Source organism: Rhodococcus sp. 05-340-2 (assembly GCF_002258915.1).
GTDB lineage: Bacteria > Actinomycetota > Actinomycetes > Mycobacteriales > Mycobacteriaceae > Rhodococcoides.
The window spans coordinates 383517-395469 of the sequence record NZ_NOYU01000022.1; the positions used below are offsets into that span (position 1 = coordinate 383517).

Consider the following 11953-nt stretch of genomic DNA (forward strand, 5'->3'; position numbering starts at 1 on the left):
GCGACACGACGAGAGATTTCGAGCATGCGAGAAGAGGATCAATGACCCGGATTGTGATCATCGGTGGTGGTCCGGCAGGGTACGAAGCAGCGTTGGTTGCCGCACAGCACGGCGGAGAGGTGACGCTCGTCGATTCCGACGGTATCGGCGGTGCCTGCGTTCTCTGGGACTGCGTGCCGTCGAAGACGTTCATCGCCTCGACCGGCATTCGCACCGAGATGCGTCGAGCCAGCGACCTGGGCATTTCGCTCGATCCATCGCAGGCCGCCGTCGCGTTGCCGAAGATTCACGACCGCGTGAAGAGCCTCGCGCAGGCGCAGTCCTCCGACATCGCCCACCGCGTCACCTCCGTCGGCGTGCAACTGCTGGCCGGACGCGCCGAGATGATCGACACCCATGTCGGGATGGCCTCGCACCAGATCAAGGCAGTGCTCGCCGACGGCGAAGAGCGCATCCTCGACGCCGATGTGGTGCTCATCGCGACCGGAGCCCGCCCCCGCGTGGTCAAGGGAGCCGAACCCGACGGCGAACGAATCCTCAACTGGCGTCAGCTCTACGACCTCGAGGCCCTCCCCGAGCACCTGGTGGTCGTCGGATCCGGTGTGACCGGTGCCGAGTTCGTCTCCGCCTACACCGAGATGGGCGTCAAGGTCACCGCGGTCTCGAGCCGCGACCGCGTCCTTCCGCACGAGGACGAGGATGCCGCGCTGGTGCTCGAGGACGCGTTCAACGAACGTGGCGTCACCCTCGTCAAGCACGCCCGCGCCGATTCCGTGGTCCGCACCGACAACGGTGTTCTCGTGACGCTCTCGGACGGCCGCACCGTCGAGGGCAGTCACGCGCTGATGACCGTCGGATCGGTGCCCAACACCTCCGGTCTGGGACTCGAGAACGTCGGCATCGAACTCGACAAGGGCGGGTACCTGCGGGTGGATCGCGTCTCGCGTACTGCCGTCGCGGGCATCTATGCAGCCGGTGACTGCACCGGTCTGCTGCCGCTGGCCTCGGTCGCGGCGATGCAGGGACGCATTGCGATGTATCACGCACTGGGACAGGCCGTCAGCCCGATCAAGCTCAAGACCGTGGCCTCGGCGGTGTTCACTCGGCCCGAGATCGCGTCGGTCGGCGTCGCGCAGTCCAAGATCGACGCCGGTGAAGTACCGGCGCGCGTGGTGATGCTGCCGCTGACCACAAATCCGCGAGCGAAGATGAGCGGACTCAAGCGTGGTTTCGTGAAGATCTTCTGCCGCCCGGCCACCGGCGTCGTCATCGGTGGCGTCGTGGTCGCCCCGAGTGCGTCGGAGCTGATTCTGCCGATCGCGATGGCCGTGCAGAACAACCTCTCGGTCAACGACCTGGCCAACACGTTCTCGGTGTACCCGTCGCTGTCCGGTTCGGTCATCGAGGCCGCGCGTCAGCTGATGGCGCACGACGATCTGGACTGATCTCATAATGTGAGAACTGCGTTTCATATTTCGGTAGCACGTGAGACAGTCGGAAGGAGCGGACACACCCGTCCGCTCCTTCTTCGACTCAGCGGATCCGCGGGCCGTTCTCCCATTCCTGCTGCCCCGGAGTTCCTCTCATGTCCACTACGTACCGTTCCGCCGGCCTGGCCAGGCGTACCGATTCACTCACCAGCTCGGCCATCCGTGATCTTCTCGCTCTCACTGCACGCGACGATGTGATCAGCCTGGCCGGTGGTCTACCGGCCACCGACCTGATCCCGGTCGACCGCATCGCCGCAGCAGCGGAGGCTGTGCTTCGCCGCCCCGACGCAGTGCAGTACTGCGAGACATCCGGCCACCGCACTCTGCGTGGCGTCATTGCGGCCAGGGAATCGCTCGTGCGCGGGGGAGCGCCAGTTCCGCTTGAGTCCGTCATCGTGACACACGGTTCGCAACAGGCCCTGACGTTGCTCGCGCAGGCCCTGATCGACCCGGGTGCTGTCGTCGTGGTCGACGAACCCGCGTATACCGGTGCGCTGCAGGTCTTCTCGATCGCCGAGGCGAGTATCGAGTCCATCCCCATCGCCGATACCGGAATGGATACCGACGAACTCGAACGCAGACTGACGGCGGGGCTGCGTCCCGTGGTGGTCCATACCGTCGCCAACTTTCACAATCCTCGCGGAGTCACGATGAGCGAGCAGCGTCGACGCCACCTCGCGGCGCTCGCGGATCGCTACGGATTCTGGGTGATCGAGGACGACCCGTACGGTGAGATATATTTCGACACAACGGAATTCGGAGTCGGCGCTCCGCCACCGATCGCGTGTCACAGCGACCGCGTCATTCGACTCTCGAGTGCGTCGAAGATCCTGGCTCCGACGCTTCGTGTCGGCTGGTTCGTCGCCCCGCCCAGCGTCTGTGGGGCGGTGGAGCTGCTCAAGCAGGGCGCAGATCTGTGTGGATCCTCGATGACGCAGTCGATGGCAGCGGAGATGCTCGCCGACACCCCGTGGCTCGATGCGCATCTGGCCGTTCTGCGGGGTGAGTACGCTTGCCGTGCAACGGCATTGACTTCTGCTCTCGTCGCCGAGTTCGGTGATCGCCTCAGCGTCTCGCGCCCTGCGGGTGGGATGTTCGCCTGGGCCACCTTCCTGGACGGAACCGACACCGGCGAGTTGCTCGACGCGGCTCTCGAACACGGAGTTGCCTTCGTGCCGGGCACGGCGTTCGCTTCGGGTGCGCAGTACCGGCACTCGCTCCGGTTGAGTTTCGCCGGATCGACCCCGACCGTGCTGGCAGAAGCAGTGCGGCGATTGGGTGCCGCGCACTCGGCGTCGACCCGAGCGACCTGACCCGAGTGCCTCCACCACGGCAGGTTCTGCGCTCGAAGGACCTGGGGCGGTAGCCTGACGTGCAAGCAATGCGGGGATTTTCGATGGAGAGGGAGCGTTCGAGATGAGCAACCGATCGAATACGAAGTTCCTCGGACCCGACCAGCGGGTGGAGGCGTGGGACCAGCTCGGAACCGAGCAGTTCGACGTGGTGGTGATCGGCGGTGGCGTCGTCGGCTCCGGAGCCGCACTCGACGCGGCGACGCGGGGACTGAAGGTGGCCCTGGTCGAGGCGCGAGATTACGCGTCGGGAACGTCGTCTCGCTCGTCCAAGATGTTCCACGGCGGGCTTCGATACCTCGAGCAGCTCGAGTTCGGGCTGGTCCGTGAGGCCCTGCACGAACGTGAACTCTCCCTGTCCACGCTCGCACCGCACTTGGTCAAGCCGCTGAAGTTCCTCTTCCCGCTCACACATCGGTTGTGGGAGCGTCCGTACATCGCCGCGGGTATCTTTCTGTACGACCGTATGGGTGGGGCCAAATCGGTGCCGCAGCAGAAGCACCTGACTCGATCCGGTGCGCTGCGTATGTCGCCCGGTATCAAACGCAAGTCGTTGATCGGCGGGATTCGGTACTACGACACGGTCGTGGACGACGCCCGGCACACCATGACCGTCGCCAGGACGGCCGCTCACTACGGCGCAGTGGTGCGAACCTCCACGCAGGTCGTCGGTTTCCTGCGTGAGGCCGACCGGGTATCCGGTGTGCGCGTGCGTGATTCGGAGACCGGTGCCACCACCGAGGTGCGTGCACACGTGGTGATCAATGCCACCGGCGTGTGGACCGACGAGATCCAGTCGCTGTCCAACATGCGCGGACGGTTCCGGGTACGCGCCTCGAAGGGCGTGCACATCGTGGTGCCGCGCGATCGAATCGTCAGCGAGGCCGCGATCATTCTGCGCACCGAGAAGTCGGTGCTGTTCATCATTCCGTGGGGTGCGCACTGGATCATCGGTACCACCGACACCGACTGGAACCTCGATCTGGCACACCCGGCCGCGACCAAAGCCGACATCGACTACATCCTGGGCGAGGTCAACTCGGTGCTCGTCACGCCACTCACCCACGAGGACATCGACGGTGTCTACGCGGGCTTGCGGCCATTGCTCGCCGGTGAGAGCGACGAAACCTCCAAGCTGTCCCGGGAACACGCGGTTGCCCGGGTTGCACCCGGACTCGTTGCGATCGCGGGCGGCAAGTACACGACCTACCGCGTGATGGCCGAGGACGCAGTCGATCTGGCGGCCGAGGACATCCCGGTGCGAGCGGCGTCCTCGATCACCGAGAAGGTGCCCCTCGTCGGTGCCGACGGTTACTTCGCCCTGGTCAATCAGGCACCGCATCTGGGCGAAATGTACAACTTGCATCCACATCGGGTGACGCACCTGCTGGACCGATACGGCTCGCTGATCGACGAGGTGTTGGCGATGGCGGACGGCAAACCCGAACTGCTGCAACCACTCACCGATGCGCCGGCATACCTTCAGGTGGAGGTGGTGTACGCCGCGGCAGCGGAAGGCGCACTGCATCTGGAGGACGTGCTCTCGCGTCGCACCCGAATCTCGATCGAGTACTCGCATCGCGGAATGAACTGCGCGGGTCAGGTTGCGGCGTTGATCGCACCGGTCCTGGGTTGGGACGAGGCCACGGTCGACCGTGAGGTCGAGACGTACCGCGCCCGAGTGGAGGCCGAGATCGAGTCGCAGCGTCAGCCCGACGACGCATCGGCGGACGCCCTACGAGTCGTCGCTCCCGAGGCTCGCCAGGAAATACTCGAACCCGTTCGCACGATCTAGCGCAATCGAACCAGCGTCCGGGGTGCGCGCGCCGCCATCGCGCCGGAAACGGCCATGATCAGCAGGGTGAACATCGCAAGTGTCAGCATGCGATCCATGGTGATCGGCGAAGCTGTGAACAGCCTTGGTCGCACCTGACAGGGAGCTTTCAGAGTTCTTCGTGTCGTCGCCGAGCAGGGTGGGAAGACGACGCGAGTTGCGATCGGAGGAACGCCCTCTCGGCCGGCGACGGGGCGAGAGCGAGCGCAGTCGTTCGTGCACTTCTGGCCTCCTCCGCGCGGTCCAGGCGATCGAGCATCACAGCTCGACAGGCATGCCACAGGTAGTGGCCGCTGAGAGAATCGATCGCGTCGAGTGCATCGAGCCCGGCGGCAGGCCCCTGGCTTTCTCCCACGGCGACACCACGGTTGAGTGCCACGATCGGTGTGTTCTCCACAACCACGAGCGCGTCGTACAACATGACGATCCGCGACCAATCGGTGTCGGCGTACGTCGCTGCGCCGGCGTGACATGCTGCGATGGCTGCCTGGATGGTGTACCGACTGTGCCGAGAGTCGCTGCGACGCAGTGCACTGTTCATCGATCGAGCACCCTCCTCGATCGCCTCTCGATCCCATCGAGATCTGTCCTGATCCTCCAGCCTGATTAGGCCGCCCGATTGGTCGGTCCTGGTCGCCCGGCGCGAGTCGGTGAACAGCATGAGGGCCAGTAGCCCCTGAAGTGACGGCTCGTCCGGCATGAGGTCGATCAGCAAGCGGGCCAACCGAATTGCCTCGTCACACAGTCGAGGACGCACCAGCGTGTCGCCGCCGTGATGGCCGGCGGTGAACATCAGATACACCGTGGTGGCCACCGCGTCGAGTCGTTGCGGTAGCTCCGCCGACTCCGGTACTCGGTACGCAATGTTGGCTGCGGCGATCTTCTTCTTCGCGCGTGTGAGCCGTTTGGCCATGGTTGCCTCCGGCACGAGCATCAGATGAGCAACATCGGCAGTGGCCAGCCCGCAGAGGGTGCGCAGACTCAGCGCCACCTGCGCCTCGACGGAGAGCGCCGGGTGGCAGCAGGTGAAGACCAACCGCAACAGATCGTCGGCGATCGCGGACTCATCACCCTCGCTCCAATTCCGATTCAGCAGGGCGAGATCGGACGCCTCTCGTTCCTTCGCGGAGCGCCCGGCCTCTCGTCTGATGATGTCGAGCGCCTTGTTGCGAGCCACGGTCGTGAGCCAGGCACGCGGATTGTCGGGCACACCCGATCTGGGCCAGTGAGCAAGTGCGGTCACCACAGCCTCGGAGACTGCGTCCTCGGCGACGGCAAAACTGCCGGTAGTGCGAACGAGGGTCGCCAGGACCCGGCGACCCTCGTCACGGACCACGGCCGACAGGTGCTCGGCCGGCGTTTTCATCGAGTCATCGGAATGACCGGCCGGACTTCGATCGCTCCGTTCCACGCCGCTGGGATCTGTGCGGCCAGTGCGATCGCGGCGTCGAGGTCCTGCGCCTCGAGGAGGAAGAACCCCGCAAGCACCTCTGTGGCCTCGGCGAAGGGACCGTCCGTTGCCAGGACGTCACCTCCCTTCCCTCCCGACACGCGCACCGTGGTGGCGGTCGAGGTGGGGTGGAGGACCGCTCCGCCGGTGATCGCGGATCCTGCCGCGGCACTGAATGCACCGTATTCGGCCATCTCGTCCGCAACTTCGGGCGAGGTCCAGTCGGCGTCGTGGGTGTAGACGATGGCTGCGTACGTGGTCATGAAGGCTCCTTCGAATCGTCGTGGTCGGCGCCGTTCGTCGACCTACACACGAAGGACGAACAGGGTTCGTCGAAAAGGACACCATGGACCGGACGATCTCGCCAGATCTCAGTTCTGACAGTGCGGGCAGTGGTAGATCTGCCGTTCCTCGAGTGGGTTGTCACCGATGAGCCCGAATTCGATGGTGGTTCCGCATCGTCGGCACGGCTTGTTCTCGCGCCCGTACACCCAGAAGTGTCGGCCCGGGCGCCGATCCCCGGTAGTGACGCGTTGGTTGCGATCCTTGTTGGCCATGATCAATCGATAGGACAGGTCGATCGTCTTCTTCAGGTCACCGGCTTCGGCGACCGGCGTGCGCGGGTCGATGCCACGGAGAAAGCAGATCTCGTTTCGATAGACGTTGCCGAGCCCGGCGATGTTGCGCTGATCGAGTAGAGCGAGTCCGACGGGACGAGCCGGATCCGACTCCAGATTGGTCAGGGCGGCTTTCGGGTCCCAGTCGGGACCCAGCAGATCCGGTCCGAGATAGCCGACGACCTCGTCCTCGTCCTCGACGATGTCGAGGACTCCGAGCTCGAAACCGATCGCCTGCGCGTCGGCGGTGTTCAAGATGATCCGCGCCTGGAAGGCCGGGCGACGCCACCTCGCACCGGGTGCATAGACGTGCCAGGTGCCCTCCATCTTCAGATGCGAATGAATGACGTGGCCGCCGACTCGAATCAGCAGATGCTTACCGCGTGAGGCGACGGAATCGACGGTCTCTCCGGTGAAGTCGACTGTGGCGTAACGGGGTACGCGAATGTCGCAGGTGGTGAGCTGCCTGCCCTCGAGTGCTGCGCGCAGGGTGTTGGCGGCGCGCCAGACGGTATCGCCCTCGGGCATCGCTGTCGGTGTCCTCTCTGGTGTTCGTACGGGTCGTGGGCAATTCAGCGACGCAGGCGAAGGCCGCGTGGTGTGGCCGAGAAACCTGCTTCGGTCAAGGTCTTGGCGAAGTCGGTGCCGTGAATGTCGTGGCCGTTGATCCGCTCGACGAGTAGCTTGTCGACACCGCCGCGTCGAACGGTGGCCGCCAATGCGGTTGCTGCAGCGCCGATGTCGTCGGTGTTCTCACCGAACGTCAGCACCGACTTCCCGCCGCGTTCGACGAACATCGTCAATTCGCCGCGGACGAGGACGACCAGTGCACCGGCCTTGCGACCCGGCCGATGCTTCGTCGTCTCGTCCGGCTTCTCCCCGACCCCGGCCTCGCCGCTGCCGGCTTTCGGCCAGGGCAGTGCTCCGCCGTAGGGGTTGGCCGGATCGCAGGACGCGAGCACGACGGCGGTGGCGTTCTTCTTCGGTTCGTCGTAGCTGCGCAACCGGTCCACCACGTCGGAGGTGGAGAACTGCGCCCCACCGAGGGAATCGACGAAGTAGCCGCGACGGCAGCGACCGGAATCCTCGAATCCGGTGAGCACCTTGTACATCGTGGCGAATCCGCCGGGCACGCCCTCGTTCATCACCGAACCGCGGGTCACCACGCCGTAGCGTTCGAGCAGCACGTCGGCGGTCGCATGGGCGCGGACGGTCAGGTCGGGCTCGAGCTCGGGCAACCTCGACCACCGTCCACCCGCAGTCGGTGGACCGGTGCGAGTCGGAAGAGCGGGGCGCTCGAACTGCCGGTACGAGCGCAACCGCGGTGTGCGACGTGGTGCTCGGTGACTCGGGGCCGAGCGGGTGGTCGTGGAGTTCAACAGGGCGCGCAGCGGGGCGAACGTGTCGTTGCTCAGACGGCCCGCCCACACCAGCTCCCACAGAGCAGCCTGCAGTGCGGTGTCGTCGGTACTGCCGACGGTGTCGGAGAGTTGGCGGAAGAAGTACGCGCCGCCGCCCGCGACAGCGTCCTGAATGCGAATCTGCAACTCCGACAGGTCGGATTCGGCCGCGGCCACGAGAGTCAGCGGAGCGGTATCGGCCATGTGCAGGCTCACCCAGCCGTCCTTCGACGAGATCGCGCCGTGCCCCGCCCACAACACCTCGCCGGTGGAGGTGAGCTCGTCGAGCATCGCCGGGCTGTAGTCCGTCACCCGCGACGAGAGCACGAGAGATTCCCAGGCCGATGCCGGAACAGGAACGCCGGCAAGCTGTTCGATGACGGTCGCGACGCCGTCGATTCCGCTCAGGCGTCGGCTGTCCACGTGCTGCCACGCCGGCAGGAAGCGGCCGAGGGTGGCGGTGGAGACGGGTTCGACTTCCTGCCGGGCCGCAGCGAGCGACCGCCGCCGCAAACGCCGGAGGACCTCGGCCTCGCACCATTCGCTGCCTGTGGCACCGGGCCGGAATTCGCCCTCGACGACGCGCTTGTCGACGGCGAGTCTGCGCAGAACGTCGCGTACCACAGCGGTACCGACCCCGAAGCGCGCTGCCGCGTCGTCGAGGGTGAACGGTCCGTGGGTCCGGGCGTACCTGCTGATCAGGTCGACCAGCGGGTCGTCGACGGGTTCGATGAAGGCAGCCGGAGTTCCGATGGGAAGAGGGACGCCCAATGCGTCGCGCAGCCGAGCGGCGTCCTCGATCGCCGTCCACCAGTTCTTGCCGGCGAACGAGACCTCCATCGCCCGCTTGGCATCGGCGAGCTCGGCGAGCCACTGCGGGTACTCGTCGCCGTCGGTTCGAAGGCCGACTTCCTCGACGGTCAGCGGACCGAGCAGCCGCAGCAGGTCCGCGACGCCTTCGATGTCCTTGGCGTGGCGGTCCTCGGGGAGGCGCTGCAGTTCGAGTTCGGTGGTGGTGATGACGCTGTCGTCGAGTAGCTCTCGCAGTTCGACGCGTCCGAGCAACTCGGCCAGCAGCGCGGAGTCCAGTGACAGTGCAGCGGCTCGGCGTTCGGCCAACGGGCTGTCGCCCTCGTACATGAATGCGCCGACGTAGTTGAACAGCAGCGAATTGGCGAACGGGGACGGCGATGGTGTCTCGACGTCGACGATTCTGATCTGGCGCCGACCGATGCGGGCCAGGATGTCTTCGAGGGCGGGGAGGTCGTAGACGTCCTGGAGGCATTCGCGGACGGTTTCGAGCAGGATCGGGAACGTCGGGTACTTGCGTGCCACGTCGAGCAGCTGCGCCGAACGCTGCCGTTGTTGCCACAGCGGTGCCCGCTTGCCCGGGTTGCGGCGGGGCAGAAGAAGTGCGCGAGCGGCACATTCGCGAAATCTGGACGCGAACAATGCCGATCCGCCGACCTGTTCGGTGACGATGTCGGCAATCTCGTCGCGCTCGAACACGAACAGCTCCGCGCCGGGTGGCTGATCGTCGGTATCGGGGAGTCGGACGATGATGCCGTCGTCGGAGGCCGTGGGGGCGGCATCGATGCCGTAGCGCTCGATCAGTCTCGCGCCCACCGCGAGTGCCCACGGCGCGTGTACCTGCTGGCCGTAGGTCGAGTGCAGCACCAGCCGCCAGTCGCCCAGTTCGTCGCGAAACCGCTCGACGATCATCGTCTTGTCGGTGGGCAGTTGACCCGTCGCCTCGAGTTGCTCGTCGAGCAACGCAATCAGATTGTTGACGGCATTGGCGTCGAGACCGTCGGAGCTCAGCCGCTCGGCCAAGTTGCTGCGATCGGTGGTGCTTCGCAGGAACTCTCCCAGAGCCTGGCCCAGTTCGGCCGGCCGGCCCAGGCCGTCGCCGTGCCAGAACGGGAGCCTGCCCGGTTGGCCATACGCCGGACTGACCAACACTCGGTCGTGGGTGATCTCCTCGATGCGCCAGCTGGTGGCACCGAGCGCGAAGACATCGCCCACTCGTGATTCGTAGACCATCTCTTCGTCGAGTTCGCCTACCCTGGACTGCTTTTCGCCGACCATGTAGACGGTGAACAATCCACGGTCGGGGATGGTTCCGCCTGAGGTGACCGCCAACCGCTGCGAACCGGGACGGCCGGTGAGGGTGTTTGCGTCGCGGTCCCACACGAGCCGTGGCCGTAGTTCCGCGAACTCGTCCGAGGGGTAGCGGCCCGAGAGTAGATCCAGGGTCGACTCGTAGGCGGATCGGGGCAGTGTGGCGAAACTGCCTGTGCGCCTGACGGAATCGAACCAGTCCTCGGCGTCGATGGGCTCGAGTGCGCACGCCGCGACGGTCTGTTGAGCCAGCACGTCGAGGGGATTGGCGGGTACGAAAAGAGCCTCGATCTTGCCCGACGTCATGCGTTCGACGGTGACCGCACAGTGGATCAGGTCGGTGCGGTGTTTGGGGAACAGCACGCCCTTCGAGATCTCGCCGACCTGGTGCCCCGCGCGGCCGACGCGTTGGAGCCCGCTGGCCACCGACGGCGGTGCCTCGACCTGAACGACCAGATCGACTGCGCCCATGTCGATTCCGAGTTCGAGGCTGCTGGTGGCGACGACGCAGCGCAGCCTGCCGGTCTTGAGGTCGTCCTCGATCAGTGCGCGTTGGTCCTTGCTGACGCTGCCGTGGTGGGCCCGGGCCAACAACGGATCGGCACCGTGGTTCACGTCGTTGGGAGTACCGACCTGCGACGGCGGCTTGTGTTGAGTGTCGACGCCGTCGCCGATTCGCTCGGCATACACCTCGTTCAGCCGCGCCGTGAGTCGCTCGGCGAGCCTTCGCGAGTTCGCGAACACGATGCACGAACTGTGCTCGAGGATGAGATCGACCATCTTCTCCTCGACGTGCGGCCAGATCGAGCCCTGCGCCGGGGGAGCGGCGGAGGTATCGGCGTTCGGATCGGTGACACCCAGTTCGGTCATGTCCTCGACGGGTACCTGGACCGTCAGATCGAACGTTTTCGGAGCTGGCGGCGCGACGATCTCGATGGGAGCAGCACCGGCCAGGAAGCGGCCGACCTCCTCGTGCGGGCGAACCGTCGCAGACAGGCCGATGCGCTGCGCAGGCTTGTCCAGCATGCCGTCGAGACGTTCGAGTGACACCGCAAGGTGTGCGCCGCGCTTGGTACCGGCCACGGCGTGTACCTCGTCGACGATTACGGTGTCGACCTCGGCGAGAATGTCTCGCGCTGCCGAGGTGAGCATGAGGAACAGCGACTCCGGGGTGGTGATGAGGATGTCCGGGGGAGTCTTGATCATGTTCCGACGGTCGGCCGCGCTGGTGTCACCGGAGCGCACGCCCACCGAGATGTCGGGTGGATCGAGGCCGAGTCGCTTGGCCGTCTGAGTGATACCGACCAGGGGTGCGCGCAGGTTGCGTTCGACATCGACCGCCAGCGCTTTGAGCGGCGAGATGTAGAGGACCTTCGTCTTGCGCTTGCTGTCCGCGCCCAGTTGCGCCAATTCGTCCAGAGCCCACAGAAAAGCCGAGAGGGTCTTGCCCGATCCGGTCGGTGCAACGACGAGGGTGTGAGCGCCGCTCGAGATCGACGACCATGCGCCCAACTGCGCGGACGTGGGAGCAGGAAAAGCGCCGGTGAACCATTCACGGGTCGGCCGCGACAACTTCTGCATCACCGACAGCTCGCTCGCTGTCTCGGTGCCCGTACTGTGCCTGGCCATCCCATCATCATGCCCCCGGGCGCCGACAGATAATCCTCACGCAGTTCCCCGATCGCGCGG

7 protein-coding genes are annotated in these 11953 nt (G+C 65.6%); 3 read left to right on the forward strand and 4 right to left on the reverse strand.

The genetic code is table 11. From position 1 onward, the window contains the following. Positions 1–41: 41 nt before the first annotated feature. From CH271_RS12490 to glpD, 3 genes are all read left to right on the forward strand, one after another. Positions 42–1445: an NAD(P)H-quinone dehydrogenase gene (locus CH271_RS12490; protein WP_037188122.1), complete on the forward strand. Its 1404-nt coding sequence runs from the start codon at positions 42–44 to the stop codon at positions 1443–1445. A gap of 140 nt (positions 1446–1585) precedes the next feature. Further along, positions 1586–2803 carry an aminotransferase-like domain-containing protein gene (locus CH271_RS12495; RefSeq protein ID WP_094633757.1) on the forward strand — a complete coding sequence of 406 codons (1218 nt, stop codon included), beginning with the start codon at positions 1586–1588 and terminating at the stop codon, positions 2801–2803. A 103-nt stretch (positions 2804–2906) separates the two neighbouring features. Next, positions 2907–4637 (forward strand): glycerol-3-phosphate dehydrogenase, encoded by a 1731-nt coding sequence (glpD, locus tag CH271_RS12500; RefSeq protein WP_094633758.1) that lies wholly within the window; start codon positions 2907–2909, stop codon positions 4635–4637. Positions 4638–4785: 148 nt separating this feature from the next. On the opposite strand, the gene CH271_RS12505 is transcribed toward glpD, so the two are convergent. The 4 genes from CH271_RS12505 to CH271_RS12520 all read right to left on the reverse strand — a co-directional run bounded on the left by CH271_RS12505 (position 4786) and on the right by CH271_RS12520 (position 11893). After that, positions 4786–6042, reverse strand: a complete 1257-nt coding sequence (locus tag CH271_RS12505) for an RNA polymerase sigma factor (RefSeq protein WP_094633759.1) — start codon at positions 6040–6042, stop codon at positions 4786–4788. Then, positions 6039–6389 carry a YciI family protein gene (locus tag CH271_RS12510; protein ID WP_094633760.1) on the reverse strand — a complete coding sequence of 117 codons (351 nt, stop codon included), beginning with the start codon at positions 6387–6389 and terminating at the stop codon, positions 6039–6041. The genes CH271_RS12505 and CH271_RS12510 overlap by 4 nt, the downstream gene beginning before the upstream one ends. 108 nt (positions 6390–6497) lie before the next feature. Further along, entirely contained in the window at positions 6498–7271 is a 774-nt protein-coding gene (locus tag CH271_RS12515; RefSeq protein WP_037188112.1) for a DNA-formamidopyrimidine glycosylase family protein, read from the reverse strand. Positions 7272–7315: 44 nt separating this feature from the next. Next, a complete protein-coding gene (locus tag CH271_RS12520; RefSeq protein WP_094633761.1) occupies positions 7316–11893 on the reverse strand; it encodes an ATP-dependent helicase in 4578 nt (1525 codons plus the stop codon). Between the last annotated feature and the right edge of the window lie 60 nt (positions 11894–11953).